The sequence below is a fragment of the Kitasatospora purpeofusca genome (assembly GCF_036010405.1).
GTDB lineage: Bacteria > Actinomycetota > Actinomycetes > Streptomycetales > Streptomycetaceae > Kitasatospora > Kitasatospora purpeofusca.
On record NZ_CP108561.1, the window covers coordinates 466,589 to 489,234 of the forward strand.

21 protein-coding genes and 1 pseudogene are annotated in these 22,646 nt (G+C 72.7%); 11 read left to right on the forward strand and 11 right to left on the reverse strand.

The window, feature by feature from the left end; all coding sequences use genetic code 11:
* Positions 1-96: 96 nt before the first annotated feature.
* Complete coding sequence (locus OG715_RS02115) at positions 97-846, reverse strand: thioesterase II family protein (protein ID WP_327063768.1); 750 nt, start codon at positions 844-846, stop codon at positions 97-99.
* A complete protein-coding gene (locus tag OG715_RS02120; RefSeq protein ID WP_327063769.1) occupies positions 839-3,451 on the reverse strand; it encodes a type I polyketide synthase in 2,613 nt (870 codons plus the stop codon). The genes OG715_RS02115 and OG715_RS02120 overlap by 8 nt, the downstream gene beginning before the upstream one ends.
* A 702-nt stretch (positions 3,452-4,153) precedes the next feature.
* On the opposite strand from OG715_RS02120, the gene OG715_RS02125 reads away from it, so the two are divergent.
* The 3 genes from OG715_RS02125 (at position 4,154) to OG715_RS02135 (ending at position 8,713) form a co-directional block, all read left to right on the forward strand.
* Positions 4,154-4,858, forward strand: coding sequence for a thioesterase II family protein (locus tag OG715_RS02125; protein WP_327063770.1), 705 nt, complete (start codon positions 4,154-4,156; stop codon positions 4,856-4,858).
* On the forward strand, positions 4,855-5,679 hold the full coding sequence (locus tag OG715_RS02130) for an SDR family oxidoreductase (RefSeq protein WP_327063771.1): 825 nt from the start codon (positions 4,855-4,857) through the stop codon (positions 5,677-5,679). Before OG715_RS02125 ends, OG715_RS02130 begins: the two co-directional genes overlap by 4 nt.
* Positions 5,680-5,797: 118 nt before the next feature.
* Positions 5,798-8,713 carry a non-ribosomal peptide synthetase gene (locus OG715_RS02135; RefSeq protein ID WP_327063772.1) on the forward strand — a complete coding sequence of 972 codons (2,916 nt, stop codon included), beginning with the start codon at positions 5,798-5,800 and terminating at the stop codon, positions 8,711-8,713.
* Positions 8,714-8,773: 60 nt separating this feature from the next.
* On the opposite strand, the gene OG715_RS02140 is transcribed toward OG715_RS02135, so the two are convergent.
* The gene (locus OG715_RS02140; RefSeq protein ID WP_327063773.1) at positions 8,774-9,958 is read right to left on the reverse strand and encodes an MFS transporter; all 1,185 of its coding nucleotides are present in this window, start codon (positions 9,956-9,958) and stop codon (positions 8,774-8,776) included.
* A gap of 267 nt (positions 9,959-10,225) precedes the next feature.
* Between OG715_RS02140 and hemB the strand changes: the two genes are divergently transcribed.
* The gene (gene hemB / locus OG715_RS02145; protein ID WP_327063774.1) at positions 10,226-11,203 is read left to right on the forward strand and encodes a porphobilinogen synthase; all 978 of its coding nucleotides are present in this window, start codon (positions 10,226-10,228) and stop codon (positions 11,201-11,203) included.
* 142 nt (positions 11,204-11,345) lie between these two features.
* A complete protein-coding gene (locus tag OG715_RS02150; RefSeq protein ID WP_327063775.1) occupies positions 11,346-11,741 on the forward strand; it encodes a transposase in 396 nt (131 codons plus the stop codon).
* Positions 11,742-11,799: 58 nt separating this feature from the next.
* Here the strand turns inward: OG715_RS02150 and OG715_RS02155 are convergent, their stop codons facing one another.
* The 3 genes from OG715_RS02155 to OG715_RS02165 all read right to left on the reverse strand — a co-directional run bounded on the left by OG715_RS02155 (position 11,800) and on the right by OG715_RS02165 (position 14,382).
* Positions 11,800-12,501, reverse strand: coding sequence for a hypothetical protein (locus OG715_RS02155; RefSeq protein ID WP_327063776.1), 702 nt, complete (start codon positions 12,499-12,501; stop codon positions 11,800-11,802).
* Entirely contained in the window at positions 12,501-13,151 is a 651-nt protein-coding gene (locus tag OG715_RS02160; protein WP_327063777.1) for a SigE family RNA polymerase sigma factor, read from the reverse strand. Before OG715_RS02160 ends, OG715_RS02155 begins: the two co-directional genes overlap by 1 nt.
* Positions 13,152-13,350: 199 nt before the next feature.
* Positions 13,351-14,382: an NAD(P)-dependent alcohol dehydrogenase gene (locus tag OG715_RS02165; RefSeq protein ID WP_327063778.1), complete on the reverse strand. Its 1,032-nt coding sequence runs from the start codon at positions 14,380-14,382 to the stop codon at positions 13,351-13,353.
* A 207-nt stretch (positions 14,383-14,589) separates the two neighbouring features.
* On the opposite strand from OG715_RS02165, the gene OG715_RS02170 reads away from it, so the two are divergent.
* Together OG715_RS02170 and OG715_RS02175 are read left to right on the forward strand one after the other, a co-directional pair.
* The gene (locus tag OG715_RS02170) at positions 14,590-15,201 is read left to right on the forward strand and encodes a TetR/AcrR family transcriptional regulator (protein ID WP_327063779.1); all 612 of its coding nucleotides are present in this window, start codon (positions 14,590-14,592) and stop codon (positions 15,199-15,201) included.
* Between the two features lie 181 nt (positions 15,202-15,382).
* A complete protein-coding gene (locus tag OG715_RS02175) occupies positions 15,383-16,213 on the forward strand; it encodes a PIG-L family deacetylase (RefSeq protein ID WP_266309067.1) in 831 nt (276 codons plus the stop codon).
* Positions 16,214-16,233: 20 nt separating this feature from the next.
* Here OG715_RS02175 and OG715_RS02180 read toward each other — a convergent pair whose 3' ends face one another.
* Positions 16,234-17,040, reverse strand: a complete 807-nt coding sequence (locus OG715_RS02180; protein ID WP_327063780.1) for an anti-sigma factor — start codon at positions 17,038-17,040, stop codon at positions 16,234-16,236.
* Positions 17,037-17,620, reverse strand: a pseudogene (gene sigK / locus OG715_RS02185) (ECF RNA polymerase sigma factor SigK). The gene OG715_RS02180 and the pseudogene sigK overlap by 4 nt, the downstream one beginning before the upstream one ends.
* A gap of 415 nt (positions 17,621-18,035) precedes the next feature.
* Between sigK and OG715_RS02190 the strand changes: the two are divergent.
* The 4 genes from OG715_RS02190 to OG715_RS02205 all read left to right on the forward strand — a co-directional run bounded on the left by OG715_RS02190 (position 18,036) and on the right by OG715_RS02205 (position 19,592).
* Positions 18,036-18,161: a hypothetical protein gene (locus tag OG715_RS02190; RefSeq protein ID WP_327063781.1), complete on the forward strand. Its 126-nt coding sequence runs from the start codon at positions 18,036-18,038 to the stop codon at positions 18,159-18,161.
* The gene (locus OG715_RS02195) at positions 18,158-18,355 is read left to right on the forward strand and encodes a hypothetical protein (RefSeq protein ID WP_327063782.1); all 198 of its coding nucleotides are present in this window, start codon (positions 18,158-18,160) and stop codon (positions 18,353-18,355) included. Before OG715_RS02190 ends, OG715_RS02195 begins: the two co-directional genes overlap by 4 nt.
* Positions 18,356-18,571: 216 nt before the next feature.
* Positions 18,572-18,817, forward strand: coding sequence for a hypothetical protein (locus OG715_RS02200; RefSeq protein ID WP_327063783.1), 246 nt, complete (start codon positions 18,572-18,574; stop codon positions 18,815-18,817).
* A 292-nt stretch (positions 18,818-19,109) separates the two neighbouring features.
* Positions 19,110-19,592, forward strand: a complete 483-nt coding sequence (locus OG715_RS02205) for an ATP-binding protein (protein WP_327063784.1) — start codon at positions 19,110-19,112, stop codon at positions 19,590-19,592.
* Here OG715_RS02205 and OG715_RS02210 read toward each other — a convergent pair.
* From OG715_RS02210 to OG715_RS02220, 3 genes are all read right to left on the reverse strand, one after another.
* A complete protein-coding gene (locus tag OG715_RS02210; protein WP_327063785.1) occupies positions 19,566-21,104 on the reverse strand; it encodes an MFS transporter in 1,539 nt (512 codons plus the stop codon). The two genes, OG715_RS02205 and OG715_RS02210, sit on opposite strands and share 27 nt — an antisense overlap.
* A 199-nt stretch (positions 21,105-21,303) precedes the next feature.
* Positions 21,304-21,837 carry a helix-turn-helix domain-containing protein gene (locus OG715_RS02215; protein WP_327063786.1) on the reverse strand — a complete coding sequence of 178 codons (534 nt, stop codon included), beginning with the start codon at positions 21,835-21,837 and terminating at the stop codon, positions 21,304-21,306.
* Between the two features lie 154 nt (positions 21,838-21,991).
* Positions 21,992-22,504, reverse strand: a complete 513-nt coding sequence (locus OG715_RS02220) for an O-methyltransferase (protein ID WP_407661083.1) — start codon at positions 22,502-22,504, stop codon at positions 21,992-21,994.
* Positions 22,505-22,646: the final 142 nt, after the last annotated feature.

A 22,646-nucleotide genomic window follows, 5' to 3' on the forward strand; every position in this document is an offset into this window, starting at 1 on the left:
ACGGTGTCGTCTTCCCACGTCCGGTCCCTCTGGGCAGCCCGCGCGGGGCCGCGCCGACGGGCGTCGTCCCCCCGTCGGCGCGGCCCCGCACCGCGCTCACCTGGTGGTGCTCCGCTCGGCCCGGATCAGGTCGGCGCGCACCGTGTCGCCGAGCAGCCTGCCGAGGCCGTCGAGGTCGTCCCGGGTGTGGAAGTGGCCTCCCGGCCGCTCGTGCGAGGTGAACGCTCCGTCGGTGAGGTCCTGCCAGCCGGCCGTCCACTGCTCGCCCTTCCGCTCCCCCGCACCGGCGAGGGCCGTGACGGGGCACCGCAGCCGGGGGCCGGGCACGTGCTCGTACGTCTCCAGCACCTGGAGGTCCGCGCGGTAGCAGGCCAGCGCGGCGGAGAGCAGGTCCCGGTCGGTTCCGGTGGCCGAGGGCAGCGGGCCCCAGCGCCGCTCGATCTCGGCGTGCAGCCCGGAATCGTCCAGCAGGTGCAGCGGCGGGTCCGCCACGGCGAGCGGCGGGGGCGGACAGGAGGAGACGAAGAGCCTGGTCGGGCTCGTGCCCAGGGCCCTGGCCACCTCGAACGCGACCAGCGCGCCGAGGCTGTGGCCGAACAGGGCGAACGGCGGGGTGAACCGCACCTTCGCCAGGATCTCGCGCACCAGCTCCGGCATCGCGGTGAACGCCTCCGCGCCGAGGTTGTGCGCCCGGCCCGGCGGCTGGACGGCCACCAGGCGCAGGCCGGGTGTGTACGCCGCCCACCGCGCGTACTCCCCCGCCGCGCCGCCCGCGTGCGGGAAGCAGTACAGGGTGGCGACGGCGGTGGCCGGCGCCGGGCGTTCGATCACCCGGACCTCAGTCACGGCGCACCGCCTCGGAGCGCAGTTGCTCCTCGACCAGGGCGGTGAACTCCCGTACCGACGGCGCGTCGTACATCGCCCGCACCTCCAGCCGCACCGGCAGCAGCTGTTCCAGCCTGCCCACCAGCTCGTTCGCGACCAGCGAGTCCCCGCCGAGGTCGAAGAAGCTTTCCTCCGGGTCGACCTCCGGCAGACCGAGCATCTCGGTGAACAGCATCGACACCGTCCGCTCGGTGTTCGGCCCGGCCCCGGGAGCGGAGGAGGAGGGCTGTACGGCGGGCCCCGCCTCCAGCAGGTAGGGCTGCCGCTGGAACGGATATCCGGGCAGGGGCACCCGCCGGGCCGGCTGCGGGTGGGCCGGCTGTGTGGCGGCCGCGGCCCAGTCGATCGGCAGCCCCGCGAGCCACAACTCGCCGAGCGCTGCCAGGGGATCGGTGACCGTGACCACGATGTGCTCCGGCGTCCACCGCGGGTGCTCCCGCAGCCGTGCGGCCGTCCCCGGGGCGCCGAGCTCCAGGAACACCCGGCCGGGGGTGTCCAGTGCGGCCCCGATCGCGGCCTCGTCGCAGTCCGGCCGCAGGGTGAGGTCCGGGTCCAGGCCGAGGGCCTGCCAGTGCCGCACCACCTCGGCGTCGGCCGCCTGCGGCAGCACCAGTGCCACGGCCCGCCCGTCCCTGGCGTGGTCACCGTCGACCAGCCGCTCCGGGGCGCCCCCGCCGAGCACCCGCAGGGCGTCCTCCCGGTCGCGCACCACCGCGAACCGGCGGTACCCGTGCTGCCGCCTGCCGACCTGCAAGGTCCAGGCCACGTCCCGCAGTTCGAGCTCCGGTCGATCGGCCAGCCGACGAGCGATCCGGGCCGTCAGCTCGTCCAGGGCGACCGGGGTGTGCGCGGACAGCACCAGCACCTGGTCGTCCTCGCCCCCGGCCCGCGGCCGCGGTGCGGGCGGCTGCTCCAGCACGATGTGCGCGTTGTTGCCGCCGAGCCCGCGGGCGGTGAGACCGGCCCGGCGCGGCTGCCCGACGGGCTCCCACGACGTGGGCTCGGTGACCACGACGAACGGGCCCGCCGCGAAGTCGATGTCCGGGTTCGGCACGGAGTAGTGCAGGCTCGGCGGGACGGTGCCGCGTTCCACGGCGAGCACCGTCTTGATGAACCCGGCGATGCCGGCGGCGGCGTCGAGGTGCCCGATGTTGCCCTTCACCGAGCCGAGCAGGCACGGCTCGGCACGGGGCTCCCCGTCGTCGAACGCCTGGTTCAGCCCGGCCACCTCGATCGGGTCCCCGACCCGGGTGCCGGTGCCGTGCGCCTCGACGTAGGTGATGGACGAGGGCGTGACGCCCGCGGCGCGCTGGGCCGCCCTGACCACCTCGACCTGCCCCCGGACACCGGGCGCGGTGAAGCCCGCGCGGTCCCTGCCGTCGTTGTTCACCGCGGAACCGCGCAGCACGGCATGGATGTGGTCGCCGTCGGCGACGGCCTCCGACAGCCGCTTCAGCACCGTGATCCCGCACCCCTGGCCACCGACCACCCCGTCCGCGGCCGTGTCGAACGGGCTGCAGACGCCGGAGGGCGAGGTGATCCCGCCGACCCGGTAGTTGTCCAGCTCGGCCGGCAGCCGCACCGAACTGCCGCCCGCCAGCGCGAGATCGCACTCCCCGGCGATCAGCGCCCGCGCGGCGAAGTGCACGGCGTACAACGAAGTCGCGCACGCCGCCTGCACGTTGGCGGTCGGGCCGCGCAGCCCCAGCTTGTAGGCGATGCGACTGGCCAGGTAGTCACTGGTGGTACCCATCAGGATGTCCCACGTCGTGATCGAGTGGTCCTCCTGCTGTCTGGCCCGCAGGGTCTCCGTGTACGAGGACAGGCTGCACCCGGCGTAGATGCCGATCAGGCCCGGGAACCGGTCCGGGTCGTAGCCGGCACCCTCGATCGCCTCGACCGCGCACTCCAGCAGGACCCGGTGCTGAGGGTCGGTGAGCAGGACCTCGCGCGGGGTGTAGCCGAAGTAGCCGGCGTCGAACCACTCCGGCTCCCGCAGCAGGCCGCGCGCGGGCACGTACTCGCGCTTGCCGCCGCCGGGGCCGGGGACTCTCTTCGGGGGGAAGCGGCTGATGCTGTCCACGCCGGACACCAGGTTGTGCCAGAACTGGTCGGTGTCCACGGCGTCCGGGAAGCGGCAGGCCAGTCCGATGACGGCGATGTCCGTCCCGCGGACCGTTCCGCCGTCCGAAGCGCGTTCGGCGGCCGTGCCGGCGGTGACCGAACCGCCCTTCGCCGTAGCGCCCTTGGCCGTAGCGCCCTTCGCTGTGGCGCCCTTCGCTGTGGCGCCCTTCGCCGTACCGCCCGTGGCAGTACCACCCGCGGCCGATCCGTCGAGAAAAGCGGCGCACGACCGGATCGTGGAGTGGATGAACAGTTCGGGCAAGGTCGGCCGGACACCCGTGCGTTCCGCGATCTGCGCCCGCACCAGCTGCATGAGCATCGAGTAGCCGCCGACTTCGAAGAAGTTGTCGAGTACGCCGACCTCGTCGAGTTCGAGCACATCGCACCAGATCCCGGCGACGATCCGCTCGGTCCGGGTGGCGGGGGGCTGGTGGATGCTCATCGCCCCACACCCCGACCGCGTCCGTCTTCATGATCAGTGAATATCGCCCAGCGCGAAGAAGTCATCACACCACCCGGTCCGATAAATCCCGTAAACCCTGGAAGCTTTCCCGATGCACTCCGTGGTGATCCACCATAACCGCGAGTATAAGCACGCCGACTCCGGCCGGAACAAGCTCCATCACCATTCGTCCGCCGTCCCATCACGTATTTGACAATGTCTCATGTGGCGCCGCCGGCGGGAAGTCGACGGCGGATCGGAGCAGCGGCGGGGACGATTCGACCGCCCACTCCGCATTTCCTGCAGGCCGGAGGGCGGCGGCGGACCGGGCACCACGTGAGACACCGCCCTGCGGATCCGGCCCTCCCGGACGGAAGGACCGAGCCCGACGAGTCCCGCACGGGACGACGCGGGGGGCGGTTCGTCGACACTCGAACAAGGGCAGATCCCCCTCAAAACACGGACGGGAGAGGAGGTTTGCGGGGGGACGGCCGATGGGTAGTCCGAGTGCCGTCGGTTCAGAACCGGCAGTCCGGGCGGAAACCCCCGAGCGGGGACGGCGGACGGATCGGTGCGATCGAATATCGGCCACCAGCAGTTACGGATCCCGGCCGGTCGAACCGCCCGTGCGTTACGCTGCCGAGCGGCACCGGGACTTCGGCTATCAGGAAACTTCGCACATGACGAAGAAGGATGAGGCCCATGAGTGCACCACAGAAGGTTCTCGCCTGCCTGCCTTTCGCAGGCAGTGGCGCCGGTTTCTTCCGGGAATGGGAAAAGCTGGGAATACCGGATGTCGCACTGCTTCCGGTCCAGTTGCCGGGGCGCGAGGAACGATTCCTGGACGACCCGTTCACCGACGTCGCCGCAGCCGTCGCCGAGCTGACACCGAGGATCCTCGCCGACGCCGGGGAGCGGGCGGACCTCGCCCTGTTCGGGCACAGCCTCGGCGCGGTGCTCGCCTACGAGATCGCCCGGGAACTAGAACGGATCGGCCACCCCGGGCTGCGCCACCTGTTCGTCAGTGGATCACCGGGGCCGCACGACGGACGGACCGAGCGGGCCACCGGCCTGGCCGACGAGGAGTTCGTCGCCGGGGTGCAACGGTTCGCCGGCTACCGCCACCCGGCCTTCGACGACCCCGAACTCGTCGAGGTCCTGCTCCCGATCCTCCGCGCCGACGTCGAGTTGCACGAGAACTACCGGCCGACCGGCACCGATCCGCTCTCCGTCCCGATCACCGCCCTGCGCGGCGATCAGGACGAACTCGTCTCCCGCGCGCAGGCCGAACAGTGGGCCGGGGCGACGAGCGGTCCGTTCTCCTACCGGGAACTCCCGGGCGGCCACATGTACTTGGTCGACGATCCGGAGCGGTTGCTGCTCCTGACGGCCGCGAGCACGAGGTGAGGCTGACCGGCAGGACCGCGATCGTCACCGGCGCGGCCCGAGGCCTCGGCCGGGCCTGCGCGCTCAGGTTCGCCGAGGCGGGCGCCGACCTGCTCCTGCTGGACATCACCCGGGACCTCGCCGACGTGCCCTACCCGCTCGGCTCGTCCGGCCAGTTGGCACACACGGCCGCCCTGTGCGAACGCGCGGGCGCCGCGACCGTGACCGCCGTCGTCGACGTGCGGGACGCCCGGCAGTGCGCGCTGGCGGTCGACCAGGCACTCGACCGGTTCGGCACCGTGGACGTGCTGGTCAACAACGCCGGGATCGCCTCGCCCTCCGGGAAGATCGCCCATGACATCACCGAGCGCGAGTGGTCGCTGATGCTCGACGTCGACCTCTCCGGTGCCTGGCGGATGATGAAGGCGGTCGCACCGGTCATGGTCGACCGCCGGTCCGGCAGCATCATCAACGTGTCCTCGACGGCCGGCACGGTCGGGTACCGGCACTTCGCGAGCTACGTCGCGGCCAAACACGGGCTGATCGGGCTGACCAGGGCGGCGGCCCTCGACTACGCCCCGATGCGGGTCCGGGTGAACGCGCTCTGCCCCGGGTCGGTCCGGGACGATCCGGTGCTGGAGGGCCGGATGCTCGCCGAGATCGCCCGGTCCCTGGAGGTCCCGGTCGCCGAGCACGAGCAGATCTTCGTCCGGGACCAGCCGATGAACGCGCTGATCGAGCCGTCCGACATCGCGAGCGCGGCCCTGTGGCTCGCGGCGGACGATTCCCGTCAGGTCACCGGCAGTGTCATGACCGTGGACGGCGGCTTCACGTCCCGATGATTCCTGGGTCCTCCCGAAGACTCCTGGTTCCTCGACTCCTGATTCCCTCCGATGAAGCCCGACGACTTCCGACGGCTCCCGCCGACTCCCGCTGACTCCCGCTGACCAGGAGGCCCCCGTGACGACATCGACGATCGACGAGCCCGCCGCCGGGTGTCACAGCCTCGTGCTGCGGCTCCCCTCGGGCGCGGATCCGCAGCACCTGCTGTCCGGAGCGCTGCCCGCCCCGGTCCGGCTCTGGCAGACCTCGGTACCGGCCGGCGCGGACGAGCCGACGGCCGAGAACCGCAGACGTGCCGAGTCCCTGCGGCCGATCCACCGGGACGGCCCCCCGCTGCGGGCGGTGGTCCTGCGGTACACCGACGGGACGGCGGACCTGGTCCTGGTGGCCGAACGCGCGGCGGTCCCGCCGGCCGCGCTGCGGCGGATCGTCCGGCGGGCGCTGGACGGGCCGGCCGAGGAGGGCGACGTACTGCCCGCCGTGCTGCCCACTGTGATGCCCCGGCCCGCCACCGCCGTCCGGCCGGGCCCCGCGCAGCGCCGGGGGCCCGAATGGGGCCTGGGCGATCCGGAGTTGCTCGGAGTCGTCGGCAGCGCGCGGATCGATCTCGGCGGCCTCGGTGACCTCGGTGACCTCGGCGAAGAGGCCGAACGGCTCCTCCTGCCCGCGATCGCCCTGGCCCTGAGCCGGTACGGCGGCGGGAGCCGGGCCGAGTTCGGCGTGCTGGACCTGGGCGACGGCACCGGCGAAGCCGTCCGTGTGCACGTGGTGGAGGAGCAACCGGACTGCTCCGCCGCCGAGTTCCTCCGCCGGTTCGACCAGGATCCGGTCACGCTGCACGAACTGCCTTCGGTCGGGGTCGGGGTCGAGGTCGGGGTCGTCCTGAGCCCGGCCTTCGAGGAGGGCTGCTACACCGCCGCCCTTTCCCCGGTCTTCCCCCTCACCGTCCAGCTGGACCGGGGCGCTTCGCACGCGACCTGCCGGTTCGACCGGGGCAGCGTGGACGCCTCCGTCGCACAGCGGTTCTGCGCTCATGTGGCCCACCTGGCCGCCCAGTTGGCGCACGGTCCTGGCGAACGACCCCTGGTCGAACTCGAATTGGTACCGCCCGCCGAACGCGAGGCGATCCTGCGGACGGGCGGGACGACCGACACGCCGCCCGTGCGGGGGCGGATCGACCGGGCCTTCGAGCAGGTGGCCGCCGCGCGGCCGGAGGCCGTCGCCCTGCTGACCGACGGCGACCGGCTGACCTACCGACAACTGAACGACCGTGCGGACGCGGTGGCGGCGGGCCTGGCCGCGCTGGACATCCCACCGGGCAGCCTGATCGGCGTCTGCCTGGAACGGAACGCCGAACTCGTGGTCACCCTGCTCGGCGTGCTCAAGGCCGGCTGCGCGTACGTCCCCATGGATCCGCGCTACCCGGCGCAGCGCCTGCGCTTCACCACGCAGAACGCGGAGGTGCCCGTCGTGGTCACCTCCGCGGCGGAGTTCCCGCCGGTTCCCGGAGTCCGGCTGCTGACCCCGGCCGCGTTGACGGAGCTGGGGGCGGACCGGACGACGACCGCCACCCGCCCTTCCGACCAGGGGGACGGCGACAAGGGCGACGGCCCCGCCTACGTGATCTACACCTCCGGCTCCACCGGCACTCCCAAGGGTGTCGTCGTGCCGCACCGCAACGTGCTGGCGCTGCTGCGCGCGACCGCCGAGGACTTCGCGCTCGGCCCGGACGACACCTGGACGCTGTTCCACTCCAGCGCCTTCGACTTCTCCGTGTGGGAGATCTGGGGCTGCCTGCTCACCGGCGGCCGCCTCGTCGTCGTGCCCTACTGGACCACCCGCGACACCGAGGAGTTCTACGAGCTGCTGGTCGAGCAGGGTGTCACTGTACTGAACCAGACCCCGTCGGCGTTCGCCCAGCTCGTCCGCACCGATCGGCGCGTCCGGGGAGAACTGGCCCTGCGGCTGATCGTCTTCGGCGGCGAGCCGCTCGACGTGCGGATGCTGGCGCCCTGGTTCGCCCGGCACCCGGCCGCCGACTGCCGGGTGGTCAACATGTTCGGCATCACCGAGACCACCGTGCACGTGACCGCCCAGACGGTGACCCCGCGGGAGGTCGTGGCGGGGTCGCGGTCGGTCGGCCGTGCGCTGCCGGGGTGGTCGGTGTCCGTCCGGGACGAGCGGGGCCGGGTCCTGCCGCCCGGTGTCCCGGGCGAGATCTACGTCGCCGGCGCGGGCGTGGCCGACCGGTACCTCGGCCTGCCCGAGCTGACCGGGCAGCGATTCGTCCTCGACGGGGCGACCGGTGAACGGGTCTACCGCAGCGGCGACAAGGGACGGCTGCACCCCGACGGCGGCCTCGACCACCTAGGCCGGCTGGACAACCAGGTCAAGGTGCGCGGGCACCGCATCGAACTCGACGAGATCCGCACGGTACTGCTGGGCGCGCCCCGGGTGACCGCCGCGGCCGTCGTGGTCGGCCGGGAGGATCCGGACGATCCGGCAAGCAGCCGGATCGATGCCTACGTCGTCCTGGAGGCGTCCTCGGACCGGGCCGGGAGCCCTGCCCCTGCGGTCTCGGCCTCGGCGGAGGTGCTCGCGCACGCCAGGGCGAAACTCCCCGACTACATGCTGCCCACGACGATCACCGAGGTCGCCGGGATCCCCCTGACGATCAACGGGAAGCCGGACGTCTCCGGCCTGCCCGATCCGCGCAGCGGCTCCGCCGTCACACCGCCCGACGCCCACCGGCGTCCCGAGGCCCCGGAACAACCGCTCGCCGCCGGTGGAATCACCGACGACATCCTGAGCATCTGGAGCAAATTCCTGAACACCCCGGTGGGCCCGCAGGACAACTTCTTCACCCTGGGCGGCAACTCCTTGCTGGTCGTCCGGGTCCTCGCCGAGATGCGGGAACGCAACCTGCCGAGGGTGTCGCCCAAGCAGCTCTACGAGCACTCGACGGCCGCGCAATTCGTCGAGTACGTCCGACAGCTCGCCGAGGCCGCCCGCCCGGTGACCCCGGCCACCTGACCCCGGGCGTCCGACCCGACGCGCACTCACCCCGCCGGCACCGGAACGGAGCCGGCGGGGTCAGTCGATCCGGGCCACCCGGGCCGCGGCCACGGCCACCAGCAGGCCCAGGCCGACACAGGCCGCGCAGACGAGGAACATCGTCCGGTACCCGGCGGCCCCGGCGACCAGTCCGAGGGAGCCGCTTCCGGCCGCGAGGCCCACGGTGAAGCAGGCGCCGAAGGTCGACAGCGCCGTGGCGCGCCGGCGTTCGCTGACCGAGCGCACCACGAACAGGCCCAGCATCGGGTAGATCTGCCACATGCCCACGCCGATGAGAACGCCGCCGACCACGCCCAGGCCGAGGCCGTCCGCCACCCCGAGCAGCGCGACCCCCAGGGCCTCGACGAGGAACAGGCCCGCGAGCTCCACCGGTCGGGTGGCCTCCCAGCGGATCCAGCTGCCCGCCACCCGCAGCAGCACCACGGTCAGGGAGTAGGCGGTGACCACGACCGCTCCCCCGGCGATGCCGAGGGCGTCGAACTTCGCGACCGCGAAGCTGGAGACGGCCGCGAAGCCGAACGCGGTGAAGATCAGCGCGACGCTGGGCAGCACCACACCGAGCAGCGCGGCCCGGCCCTGCTCGACGTCGGCCCGCTCCGAGGTCGAGGAGAGTCCCACCTCGGGCACGTACAGGGCGATGGGGACGACGAGCAGGGCGACCAGTCCCGAGATCACGAAGGTGGTCGCCGTGCCCACCAGGTGCTCGATCAGGGAACCCAGCGGCGCGCCCAGGCCGATGGCCACGTAGTTCACCGTGCCGCCCAGTCCCAGCGCCCAGCCCTGCCGGTCCTTGGCGACCAGTTGCACCGGCCAGACCCCGACCGCGGCCAGCATCACGCCCATGCCGACGCCCAGCAGCATGCGCAGGCCGATGAGTTCGGTGATCGACCCGGCGAGCGGGTAGCAGACCGTGGCGAGCGCGGCCAGCAGCGTTCCGCCGATGGTCAGGGCCCGGGTGCCGAGCCGGTTCATCAGCACCCCCGACACCGGGCGGGCCAGCAGCGCCGTCACCGCGTAGCCGCTGATGACCGCGCCGACCTCGGCCGGGCCGCCGTGCAGTCGGCCGGTGACGTGCCCGGGCAGGATCGGGATGGTCAGGGCGAACGGCAGATAGCCGATCCCGTTCGCCAGCGCGATCAGCAGCGCGTGCCGGACGGCCCGCTTGTCGGTGGTCTCGATCTCGGGTTCTAACTCGGTTCGCACAGATTCACTCCCTCATGTCCGGGAATGAGCCTAGGCGGGAAACGTGCACGGAGCTTGTGATCGCGCCAAGTACTTGTCGCTGTTCAGAACTTGGCCGGTCGTGGTCGAAGGACGGGTCCGGGGCGGGTGGGCGCGGCAGGCAGGGGACCGACCGGGCGCGTCTTCACCCCGTGCGCCCAACTCGGTTGCGGCGCTTCGGTGGTGGCGTCCGGCCGGTCGCCGTCGCGGCCGTAGGCTGGGGTAAGGTCGATCCCCAGGAGGACATCGGTGTTTCCGGAACAGCGCCCGCGACGGCTTCGGCGGACCCCCGCCCTGCGACGCCTGGTCGCCGAGACCAGTCTGGAGCCGCGCCACCTGGTGCTGCCCGTGTTCGTCAAGGAGGGCGCCGCCGAACCGGTCCCGATCGGCTCGATGCCTGGTGTCGTCCAGCACACCCGCGATTCCCTGCGCAAGGCGGTCGTCGAAGCCGTGGAGGCCGGAGTCGGCGGTGTGATCCTCTTCGGGATCCCGCTGGAGTACGACGCGGACGGCTCCCGGGGCCTCGACCCGGACGGCGTGCTCAATGCGGCGCTGCGCGACGTACGGGCCGAGGTGGGCGACGCGACAGTGGTCATCGGGGACGTCTGCATCGACGAGTTCACCGAGCACGGGCACTGCGGGGTGCTCGACGAGCACGGCCGGGTGGACAACGACCGCACGCTGCGGATCTACGCCGAGATGGCCGTGGCGCAGGTCGAGGCCGGGGCGCACGTCGTCGCGCCGAGCGGCATGATGGACGGTCAGGTGGCCGCGATCCGGGCCGCGCTGGACGGGGCGGGCCATGCCGAGGCGGCCGTGCTCGCCTACGCGGTCAAGTACGCGTCGGCTTTCTACGGACCGTTCCGGGAGGCGGTCGACTCGCAGCTCGTCGGCGACCGAAAGACCTACCAGCAGGATCCGGCCAATGCCCGGGAGGGCCTGCGGGAGGCCCGGCTGGACCTGGCCGAGGGCGCCGACATGATCATGGTGAAGCCGGCCACGGCGTACCTGGACGTCCTCCGGGCGGTCAAGGACCTCTCGGACGTGCCGGTGGCCGCCTACCAGGTCTCCGGTGAGTACGCGATGGTCGAGGCCGCGGCGGCGAACGGCTGGATCGACCGGGACCGCGCGGTGCTGGAGTCGCTCACCGCGATCCGCCGCGCGGGCGCCGACATCGTGCTCACCTACTGGGCCACGGAGGCGGCCGGGTGGCTGAACCGGCGCTGACCGGGAGCACACCGCCCCCGGAGTCCACGCCGCCGGAATCCACGCCACCGGCCCGTCCGCCCGTCGGACACGACCGCAATATTCGTAACGTTCATGACAATAATCACGTGGGACCGGGGTGAGCGGCGGGCATCATTGCTCCGTGGGCGCCGATCTGTCGCAGAGGCTGGTCCCGGACGGCCTGTGGAACCAGGTCGCGCCGTTGTTGCCGTCGTTCGCGACGCGTCGCCAGGGCGGTGGCACCGCGCCGCTGGACGAGCGGGCCGTGTTCGCCGCGGTGGTGTACGTCCTGACCAGCGGATGCCCGTGGCGGCACCTGCCACCGACGTTCGGGGTCTCGCCAGCCACCGCGCACCGGCGCTTCTCCGCCTGGACGAGGGCCGGGCTGTGGTGCCGACTGCACGGGGCCGTACCGACCGGGCGGAGTGCCTGCGGCGAGCCGGACTGGACCTCGGCGATCGTCGACGCCGCCTCGGTCCGGGTGCGACGGGCGAGCACCGACCGGCCCGGCCCGGGCCCCGGACGCGGTCGGCCGTAGCGGATCCGCCGTCCGAGGCACGGGCCGGGCACCGGGACCCGGCGCGGCCGGTACCGGATCAGGGCGCCAGTGTCTTGCTCGCCAGCACCCTCCCCTCGGCGTCGTACGCGGCGAACCGGACGCCGCCGGGCGGGTACTCGCTCGGGGTGCCGGACTCCTTGAGGGCAGGCCCCCAGAAGAAGCCGCTGGCGAAGCCCGGACTCCCGGGGAGCGAGGCGACGGTGACCCAGTGCGCCTGGCCGTCCACCTCGATGGCCATCGAGGCCACCCGCCCGGGCCCCTGGTACACCAGGTTGTAGAAGCCCTCCCGCCCCTGCGGCGGCAATCCGTAGTACTGCATGGTGATCTCCGTCGCGCCCAACGCCCAGGAGTGCCCGCCGCAGCCCGGACCGGTCTTGTACGCGGGCTCGTCGTGGATGCAGACCTCCTGGTCGTTCAGCCGCATCCACCAGTTCTCGCGGCCCAGCGACAGCTGCTGGCCGGGCTCCACGACCACGGCCTCGGGCGCCGGCCCGGCCGGTGCCGGCAAGGGCTGCGACGCCGGCGCCACGGCCCGGACCCCGTCCCGCACCGACAGGACCGCGCCCGTTCCGCCCACCACCACGAGCGCGGCCGCCACGGCGGACACGCCCAACGCCACCCGGCGGCCCCGCCGCTGCCGGCGCACATGGACCTGCACGGCCCCGGCGGACCAGTCCCCCACGTCGAGCCCGGCCGCCTCCTCCCGCAGCGCGCCCCGCACCATGTCCTCGGTGTCCATCACCCGTTGTCTCCGTTCGTGCCCTCGATCGTCGAACCGGACCCCACCGCGTACGAGGCCAGCGCCGGATGGCCCCGCAGCTTCGCCAGCCCCCGACTGGCCTGGCTCTTCACATTGCCCGCCGAGCAGCCGAGCACCTCGGCGACCTGGTTCTCGCTCATGTCCTCCCAGTAGCGCAGGACGACAACGGCCCGCTGGCGCGGCGGCAGTTCCGCCAACGCCTGGAGCAGCACCGAGCGCTCCTCGACATCGCGGTGGCCGGCCCCCGCACTGTGCGCCCGCTCGGGCAGGACGGGCACCAGCAGCTGCCTCACCCGGCGCCGCCGGTGGCGGGTCAGGTTGTTGTTCACCAGCGCCCGGTGGACGTAGGCGTCCGGCTCGTCCAGCCGACTGATCCGGCCCCAGCTCCGGAACACCTTCGCCAGCGTCGCCTGCACCACGTCCTCGGCCTCGTGGTGGTCGCCCGTCAGCAGGTAGGCGGTACGCACCAGCCGCCGCCACCGCGTGGCGGCGAACCCCTCGAAACCGAGCTCCCGCACACCGGACCCCGACCCCTCCCCGGCAGCCGCCCGGGAAGGCGGTCCGGCCGCCGCTTCCGCGACCGACCGGGCCCGCTCCTCCACCGGCACGGGTATTGCACTCGCGGTCATCCCATTCCTCTCCGCGATCCGCGCGACGGCCCCACCGGACCGCCGCTCCGCCCTACTCACCCCCGCACGGCCGCAAAGGTTGCACGTCAGCGCTGATTCACCCGCGCCACCCCCGGGGAGCGGGTCGGCGGAGGAGGGCGCATCGGGGCCGGACGCGGCTCCGGCCGGACGATGCCGGAGCCGCGCGGGAGCGGTGGCGTCACGGAGCGGGAACGGTGAGGGCGAGCTTTCCCGTGGTCCGGCCGTCGAGGAGGTGGCGGACGGCGGTGGCGGTCTCGGTGAGGGGGTGGACGGCGGCGAGGACGGGGGCGAGGGTGCCCGCCTCGATGAGGGCGGTCAGGTCGCGCAGCCCGTCGGCGTGCTCCGAGGCGATGAAGGTGCCCAGGTGCTGGCCGACGAACGGGGACAGCAGCTGCGCCCGCAGCTGACGGTCGGTGCCGCCGAGCCAGCGGCCGTTCGTCTCGCCTCCGGTGATGACGAGCCTGCCCTGCGGTGTGAGGGCCCGGCGCAGATCGCGCAGGGTGCGGTTGCCCGCGATGTCCACGACGGCGTCGTAGCGCCGCCGGCCGGCGAGGAAGTCGTCGCGGGTGTAGTCGACCACGCGGTCGGCGCCGAGGGCCCGGACCGCGTCCAGCTTGGCGGTGCTCGCGACGGCCGTGACCCGGGCGCCGAGGGAGTGGGCGATCTGGACGGCGAAGGTCCCCACGCCGCCGGCGGCTCCGGTGATCAGGACCTGCTGGTCCGGCCGGACCATCGCCCGGTCACGGACCGCCTGGAGCGCGGTGAGCGCGCTGACGGGGACCGTCGCCGCCTGCTCGAAGCTCAGTCCGGCCGGCTTGGGCGCGATCCGGTCGGGGCGGGTGGCGGCGTACTCGGCGAAGGCCGCGACGGCCGTGCCGTAGACCTCGTCGCCGGGCGCGAACCCGGCCACGTCGCGGCCGACCTCCTCGACGACACCGGCGACGGCACGACCGGGGTTGGGCAGCCTCGGCCCGCGGAGCCCGCTCACGGGCCGGACCGCGTACGGCAGCCCGGCCATCATGTGCCAGGTGCCCCGGTCCACGCTGGAGGCCAGGACCCGCACCAGCACCTCGCCCGGTCCGACGGCGGGCCGGGCGATGCTCGCCGTGCGGAACACGCCCTCGGGCTCGGTGCCGTAGCGCTCCTGCACGACGGCCGTCATCGTCCCGGTCCCGCCGGTGGTCGCGACCGGCCCGCTCGTCTTCCCCATGGTCACCGCTCCTGCCTCCTCGCTTCGCCCACTTACGCTGTAAGCAGGTGACTTACGCCGTAAGTACAGCACTTACGGCGTAAGCTCGTCAACGCCGTCAGCACCGAGACGCATGACAGAAAGTGACCGCCGACAGTGACCCCCCGCACTCCCCCGCAGCCGCCACAAGCGCCACAGCCCCAGCGTCGGGCGCTCACCCGTGAGCGCGTGCTGCAGGCCGCCGTCGAGCTCGCCGACGCCCGCGGCCTGGGGACGCTCAGCATGCGCAGGCTCGGCGAGGCCCTCGGGGTCGAGGCGATGTCCCTGTACAACCACGTCGCCAACAAGGACGACCTGCTCGACGGCATGGTCGACCTGGTGTTCGGCGAGGTGGACCTGCCCGCCCCCGGCGACGACTGGCACCGGGCCATGCGGCAGCGGGCCCTCTCCATGCGCCTCGCGCTGTCCCGCCACCGCTGGGCGATCGGACTGATGGAGTCCCGCTCCACCCCGGGACCGGCTACCCTGCGTCACCACGACGCCGTCCTCGGCTGCCTGCGCCGGAGCGGCTTCTCCCTCCCGCTGACCGCCCACGCCGTCTCGGTCCTGGACAGCTACATCTACGGATTCGCGCTGCAGGAGAAGACGCTCCCCTTCGACTCCCCCCAGGAGACCGCCGAACTCGCGCACAGCATCCTCGACGGCCTCGGCGACGACGAGTACCCGTACCTCACGGAGATAGCGACCGCACACGTCATGCGACCCGGCTACAGCTACGGCGACGAGTTCGAATTCGGCCTCGACCTCATCCTCGACGGCCTCCGCCGAGCGACCGGCTGAGCCTGCGGGAACGGGCCGCCGAACGGGCAGGCGCAACGGAGGCACGACAACCGGCCGCACCGGAATAGGGGCAGCGGCTCCGTCGTTCCCAACAGTCGATCAGAGGCACGGTGAGCCGTCCGCTGTCGGACCCGTGCCGCACACTGAGGCCGAACACTCGGCAGACCGAAGGACGATTCCCATGACCGACCGGCCCCTGACGCTGATGGCCGTGCACGCCCACCCCGACGACGAAGCCACCGGTACGGGCGGGGTGCTCGCCCGCTACGCGGCCGAGGGCATCCGGACGGTGCTCGTCACCTGTACCGACGGCGCTTGCGGAGACGGTCCGGGAGGTGTCAAGCCCGGCGAGGCGGGGCACGACCCGGCGGCCGTCGCCGCGATGCGCCGTCAGGAGCTGGAGGCCAGCTGCGAGGTCCTCAAGGTCGGCCACCTCGAAATGCTCGACTACGGGGACTCCGGGATGATGGGCTGGGCCGCCAACGACGCGCCCGGCTCGTTCTGGACGACGCCGGTGGACGAGGCGGCCGCCCGCCTCGCCGAGCTGATCCGGACGTACCGGCCCGACGTGGTCGTGACGTACGACGAGAACGGCTTCTACGGCCACCCCGACCACATCCAGGCCAACCGCATCACGTCGAGGGCCCTGGAGCTGGCCGGCGCGACGCCGAAGCTGTACTGGACGACGGCCCCGCGCTCGATGATGGCGCGGTTCGGCGAGGTCATGCGCGAGCTCGGCGGCGACTGGGACGAGCCGGGCACCGAGGAGTCGGAGCTGCCCGAGATCGGCCTCCCCGACGAGGAGATCACCACCTGGGTCGACACCACCGGGTTCGGCGGCCAGAAGTTCGACGCCCTGGCCGCCCACGCCAGCCAGGGCGAGAACATCTTCTTCCTGAAGATGGGCAAGGAGAAGTTCACCGAGCTGATGGGTGTGGAGACCTTCGTCCGGGTCCAGGACACCACCGGCGCCGCGCTTCCCGAGAACGACCTCTTCGCCGGCCTGCGCTGACCGGTCGACGGCTCCGCCACTCAGGCGGTGCGGGTCCGGCCGAGTTGCAGGGCCATGACCGGCTGAGTGGTGGGGCGGTCCGATCCCCCGGCGGGCTCGTCGGTGACGCCGACGGCGCGGGCCCCGTCGAGGGGGGCGGTGAGGAGGAGCGCGCCGTCGCCGTCCGGTAGCAGGCCCGCGGGTGCGAGGGTGCCCCCGTGGTCGAGCCAGAGTTCGTAGACGCGGCCGGGGGCGGGTGCGGGGAGTCCGGCCGCGAGGAAGCCGGCCTGGTTGCGGCTGGCCGACCACACGACGGTTCCGGTCCCGTGGCCGTCGGGCCCGGCGGTGGTGATCACACGGGCGTCGGGCGCCGTCAGCAGTTCGCCGAAGGCCGCCTGCCGGACCCGTAGTTGCTCCGCCGTGGCGCGTTCGTGCTGTACCTGCTCGTGCTGCTGGACGGCGAGGGCGCCGAGCGTGGTGGCCGCCGTGAGGGAGGCCGCCAGGGCGAGCCGGGGCCACCGGCGCGAGGCGGGCCGACGGCGGGCCGGCGACGACGGGGCAGCGGACCGCGGCGAGGGCGACGAAGACAGCGAAGGCGACGAAGACAGCGACTGGTGCTCGTACGGCAGTCGGGCCAGGAGCTGGTCGCGCAGTTCGGGCGGCGGCGGGAGGGTCCGGGCGACCCCGAGGCGGGCGAGGGACGCGCCGAAACCGGCAGCCTCCTCCTCGCAGGTGCGACAGCCGCTCAGATGGGCCTCGAAGGCGGCGTGTTCGTCCGCGTCGTCGACGGCGTTCAGCGCGTAGGCGCCGCCGAGGAGGTGGAGGTTGCCGTCGGCAGGGGTGGTCATGATCCGACTCCCAGACAGTCGCGCAGCCGGATCAGGGCGTCCCGCATGCGGGTCTTGACGGTGCCCAGGGGGTGTGCAGCCGTTCGGCGACCTCCCGGTAGCTGAGCCCCTGGTAGTACGCCAGCAGGACCGACTCGCGCTGAAGGTCGGTGAGACCGCGCAGACAGTGCCGCACCTGCTGGTGGTCGAGGTTGGTCTCGGCGCGCTCGGCGACGTCGTCGAACGGGGTGTCCTGTGCGCCGGCGACCGCCGCGCGGTCACGGTCGGCGGACGCGCGGCAGTACCGGACCCGGTCCACGGCGCGGCGGTGGACGATGGTCATCACCCACGGCATCACGTCGCCGCGGGCGGGGTCGTACCGGGCCGCACCGCGCCACACCTGGAGCATCACGTCCTGCATCACTTCCTCCGACTGGGCCTCGTCGCGCAGGACCCGGCGCACCAGGCCGAAGACCGGCCCCGCCACCGCGTCGTACAGGCGGGCGAACGCCTGGTGGTCGCCCCGTGAGACGCGCTCCATCACCGCCTTGAGGTCGGGCGGCGGCTCGGGCCGACCGCGCAGGAACACCACTGAGCTCACTTCGGCCGCCTCCCGTGCCCGCGGCACCTGCGGACCGGTGGACGGACGTTCCGCGGTCGTGCGCCGGCCGGACGGTCGGGTACGGCCCGCATGTCGGCCTCCCGGCGGCTGGTAGGGACGGTGGATGTCGTTCGTCGCTCGCACGTTATTCGCCGCCGACGGCCCGGCGGATTGCCCTCGGTCGGATCCCCCGTCCCGGTCACCCGCTCGGATGAAGCCGGACGGCTCACCCGTCCGCCGCGGCGGATCCGCCGACCACCGGACGTGAGCAACGGCGCGACCACTCTCCGTGTCCGGCAGTCGACCCCGGCCGCCACGCTGCCGGTCCGGATGGCATGCGGCATCGCCGCCGTCCGCCCGGGGCGTCGCCGCGGGGGAAGCGACCGCGGCCTCCGTCCGCCCGCAGCCGGCCCCGGTGGTCGCGATCGGCCCGGCCACCGTCGACCTCGCGCCCACGGCGGTCAAGGAGCGGGCGGTGCGCTCCTTCGGTACGTGGGACAGGACGGTCCTCCTTGCCTGGATCCCCACCACCTGGGCGTGATCGCCGCCGCCCCGGGGCCGGTGGCCGCCGCCCTGACCGGTGCTCACAAGACCCTGGAGACCGACGAGGTCACCGCCGCGCAAAGCACCCCCGACCTCACCGTCAACGGATCCGCCGAGGTCCCGTGCGGGAACGTGCAGACCGCCGATGCCACCGTCCGCCTCGTCGACACGGTGCTGATACCCGGCTCCTGACCCGCCACCGAACCGCTGTCCCCGCCCGCCCGAGCCGCTTCCTCCCCTCCCCCGGGCCCGAGGGTCGTGCCCAACTGGGTTCCGGAGCCGGGCAATCCGCCCCGGCCACCGCGGCGAATCAGGGACAGAAAGGTTGCCCGGTCCCGGGAAGCCCCCGACGACCGGTCGGCCCCTCCACTCCACCCGATCCACGTCTCAGGAAGGAGGTGTACCACCATGCGCGCAACACATATCCGGCGCCCGCTGGCCGTCGCCATGGCCGGCGCCCTGCTGGCCGGCGGCGCCGCCCTGACGACCGCCACCTCGGCCTCCGCGGCCCCTACGACGGTCGCCGCGTCGACCGTCCAGACGCATCAGCACGGCCATGGCACGTGCACCTGGCACCCCGGCTGGTGGGAGAACAAGCTCGTCTCCGGGCAGTGGTCGAAGGCCTGGCACTCCGGCTCGTGGCAGAACCAGTGACACCCCGGCTGGTGGGACGGCCACCACCAGTGGCACGACGGCTACTGGCACCAGGTCTGGCACAGCGCCGGCTGGAAGAACGTCTGGCAGCCCGCCCACTGGGAGAAGGTCTGGCACGACGGCTACTGGAACTGCTGGCACTGACGCCCCGTCGCCGGTCGGGCCGGCAGTCCCGGCCCGACCGCGCGCCGCCGACCGCGGCCCCCGCCCCGGCGGCCGCGCCCCTCACCCCCGCACCACGCCACCGCCGCCCGCCCCACCCGACGGACGGGACCCGAAGGACCCGCCGGCCATGAACACCACGACCGAGCCCCCGCCGATCCTCTCCACCCACCCCCACCCTTCGCCGGACAGCATCTGCCTGTCCTTCCCCAACGACGCCCAGTGCATGGCCGGACTCCGTGCGACCACCAGGACGTTCCTGCGCCGCACCCGCCCCGACGACCGTGCCCTCCTGGCCGACGCCCTGCTCGTCGTCACCGAACTCGCCTCGAACGTCATCCAGCACACCGACGGCCCCGGGCTCCTCACTCTCATCTCCTACCGGCACGCCCTCGGCATCGACGTCGGCGACACCAGCCGGACGCCACCCACCGTCATTCCCCTCTCCTCGGACAACCTCCACGGCCGAGGACTCCTCCTGGTCGCCGCCCTCACCGGAAGCCTGACCCTGACGCTCGACGCGGGCAGCGGCAAGACCGTCCACGCCCTGCTGCCGGACCGGTCCACGACACCGGCCCCGCGCCCGTCACCACGACCGTGCCGCACCTGGTGACGGCCAGCCCCGGTCCGACCGATCGGGAGCGGTCCGTGCCTCGTCCGCCAGTTCACGCGCGAAGATCTTCACGGGATCGCCCGGCCTTCGGTATGCCCCTGCGAGGAAGTCGTCGACGATGTCGTGCGGCCGGTCGAGGAACACCAGGGGCACCCCGAACGGGATGTCGTCGCGTCCACCCGAGACGAACGACATTCGCAGCTGCGCCGCCTGGTCGTCGTGCCACACGTAGACGGTCCCGGGCCTTCCCGTTCCGTCCGACGCGGCGTCCCCGAGCCAGGCCCGCACGGCCTCCGTCAGGGCGGTCGCCAGTTCGAGCGGGTCGACCTCGCCGTAGGACAGGCGCGAGGCCCGGTTGACGGCGTCCGTGCTGGCGGGCGAGAGCATGAAGCCCATGCCCGCGCCGGCCAGCACGACGTCCCACTGCTGCTCGCCGAAGCTCAACGAGGTCGCGTCGCCCGCCCACAGGTGGAACCCGATCGCGGCCAGGACGCACCCGATCACCACCGGGCGTTTGGCGCCGCCCCGGTCGAGCATCCGGCCGCCGATCTGCGAGGCGATCACGAACCCGATGAAGAACCAGAGCAGGAAGACACCGGCCTCCGAGGAGGAGTCGCCCAGCGCGATCTGCGCGTACTCGCTGGAGAAGAAGAACACCGGGACGAAGACCAGCATCGAGATGCCGAGCACCAGGTTCTGCACGGTGAACGCGCGGATGCGGAAGATGTCCACCTTGATCAGCGGCGAGGCGGTGCGCTTCTCGACGAACGCGAAAACAACCAGCAGCCCGGCTCCGGCCGCGATGCAGAGTCCGATCGCCGGGTTGGACCAGCCCCAGACCTGCGACTGCTGGAACCCGAAGACGCTCAGGGCGACACCGCCGGCGATCAGCGCGACGCCCCGGTAGTCCATCGGCGCCGGGCGGCTCTCCGTCACCGGTTTGGAGATCGCGACCAGCACCAGCGCGACGGCGGCCACCGGCAGGTTCACCCAGAAGATGGCACGCCAGGTCCACTCGGTCAGGTAGCCGCCGAGGACCGGTCCGATCGCGGTCAGACCGCCCGCGATCCCGAAGAACAGGGCCAGCGCCCGGCCCCGCTCGCGCAGTGCGAAGTTCTGCACCACGATCGCCAGCGCGGCCGGGAACATGATGGCGCCGCCGAAGCCCTGGACGGCGCGGAAGGTGATCAGCCACGCCTCGGCCAGGCTCCCGGTGGGGGTGAGGCCGCAGCAGGCCGAGGCGCCCGCGAAGACCACCACCCCGAGCACCACCATCCTGCGGTGGCCGACGGTGTCCGCGAGCCGGCCGCCGAAGGCGAAGAACGCCGCCAGGGTGAGCAGGTAGGCGTTGACCACCCACTGCACGCCCGTACTGGTCAGCTTCAGCTCGTACTGGATGTTCGGCACGGCGATCGACACGATGGTCTGGTCGATGAAGGTCATCGCGACGGCGAAGATCATCGCCGCCAGCACCAGGTAGCGCGAGGATCCGCCGGTGGGAGCAGCGGCCATCACTGTCCCTCCGGGGCGTGTCCGCACGTCGACTGCCGACGGACCACCTGTGGGGCGGGCCGTTCGCTGTCGAACTGGCCCGGATTCCTGCCGTTGGTTCGGATTCCTGCCGTTGTTCCGGCGACTCCCATGCTAGCCACCGGCCCGGGGCGACGCCTGCCGGACCCGGACCGGTGGGGTGATGTCCGGCGCGGTGGGCTCAGCGATCCGCAAGCGCGCCCGACATGCTCCGCCGCCGGTGCTCGCGCGGTGTCAGCCCGTACGCCTCGCGGAAGGCCCGGCCGAACGCGGACGCGTTCGGGAAGCCCCGGCGGGCGGCGAGGTCCCGCACCGAGTGGTGGGCCAGCTCCGGCCGGGCGAGGTCGGCGCGGCAGCGTTCCAGGCGGCGACGGCGGATCAGCCTGCTGACGCTCTCGTCCTCGTGCCGGAACAGCAGGTGCAGCGAGCGCAGGGAGATGTGGTGGCGCTCGGCGATCGTTCCGGGCGCGAGGTCGGGGTCGTCGAGGTTGTGCTCGATGAACGCCTTGACCCGCTCCAGCAGGGCCGGTGCCTGCGCGCCCTCGTCGACCTCCCGGGCGGCGTCGGCGTGCTCGGCCAGGCAGACGGCGGCGAGGTCCCGGGCGATCGCGCCCAGCCGCCCCAGTTCCTCAGGACCGCACTCGGCGGCGTGCTCGTCCAGGGAGGTGAGGAACCGGACCAGTATCGCCCCCGTCCCGCGCTGCGAGATCCCCATCGGGTTCACCCTGTCGAGCAGGGCCGACCGGTACTGCTCGACCACACGTACCGCCCCCCGTCACCCTCGACCGCGCACGGCGGCCGAAAACCCTCGTCCAGTGTAGTTTCCGCACGTCACCGGCCCGTCCCTGACCCGTCGTCCGCTCGCGGCGCTACGGGCACCGGGTCGCGACGACCGCCGAGGCAGAGGGTGCGGTGAGGATCTCGGCGGCCCGCAGGAGGGGGTGGGTGAGATAGAAGAGCCGGAGCTCGTCGACTTCGCCGTCGTAGCGGGGCGGCCAGTCGGACGAGGGGGTGAAGTCGTCCATGACGAGGAGGCCGCCGGGGGCGAGCAGTTCGACGACCCGCTGCGGGTCGGCCCGTTTTCCCCCGCCGTCGCAGAAGAAGACGTCGAAGGGGGCGTGCCGCTCCAGAAGGCGCCAGTCGCCCGTGAGAACGCTCACCCGCCGGTCGTCCGAGAACACCCCGGCCACCCGGCGGGCCAGTTCCTCGTCACGCTCCACCGTGACCAGACGCGCGCCCGCACCACCGAGGCCGCTGTGCAGCCAGGCGGTGCCGACCCCCGCTCCGGTGCCGCTCTCCGCGACGGTCCCGCCGGGCTTCGAAGCGGCGGCCAGGGCGAGCAGTCTGCCCACTTGAGGAGTGCAGCTCCGCGTGAACGCCATCTCCGCGGCGATCCGCTCCGCGGCCACCACACGTGCCGGAACGGTGGGTTCTGCCACGTTCACGACCCTCCCCCGTCGAAGAAATAACCGATGAACCGATGACCTGATGAACGGTCGAACGAACCAGTGTCACGCTACCCAC

Coding starts and splice junctions, on each gene's coding strand:
- OG715_RS02160 (WP_327063777.1), bottom strand. CDS start 13,151: ATGACCGCGAGTGCAATACCCGTGCCGGTGGAGGAGCGGGCCCGGTCG.
- OG715_RS02125 (WP_327063770.1), top strand. CDS start 4,154: ATGAGTGCACCACAGAAGGTTCTCGCCTGCCTGCCTTTCGCAGGCAGT.
- OG715_RS02175 (WP_266309067.1), top strand. CDS start 15,383: ATGACCGACCGGCCCCTGACGCTGATGGCCGTGCACGCCCACCCCGAC.
- OG715_RS02210 (WP_327063785.1), bottom strand. CDS start 21,104: ATGGCCGCTGCTCCCACCGGCGGATCCTCGCGCTACCTGGTGCTGGCG.
- OG715_RS02120 (WP_327063769.1), bottom strand. CDS start 3,451: ATGAGCATCCACCAGCCCCCCGCCACCCGGACCGAGCGGATCGTCGCC.
- OG715_RS02205 (WP_327063784.1), top strand. CDS start 19,110: ATGAACACCACGACCGAGCCCCCGCCGATCCTCTCCACCCACCCCCAC.
- OG715_RS02200 (WP_327063783.1), top strand. CDS start 18,572: ATGCGCGCAACACATATCCGGCGCCCGCTGGCCGTCGCCATGGCCGGC.
- OG715_RS02180 (WP_327063780.1), bottom strand. CDS start 17,040: ATGACCACCCCTGCCGACGGCAACCTCCACCTCCTCGGCGGCGCCTAC.
- OG715_RS02220 (WP_407661083.1), bottom strand. CDS start 22,504: ATGGCGTTCACGCGGAGCTGCACTCCTCAAGTGGGCAGACTGCTCGCC.
- OG715_RS02215 (WP_327063786.1), bottom strand. CDS start 21,837: ATGGGGATCTCGCAGCGCGGGACGGGGGCGATACTGGTCCGGTTCCTC.
- OG715_RS02155 (WP_327063776.1), bottom strand. CDS start 12,501: ATGGACACCGAGGACATGGTGCGGGGCGCGCTGCGGGAGGAGGCGGCC.
- OG715_RS02165 (WP_327063778.1), bottom strand. CDS start 14,382: ATGGGGAAGACGAGCGGGCCGGTCGCGACCACCGGCGGGACCGGGACG.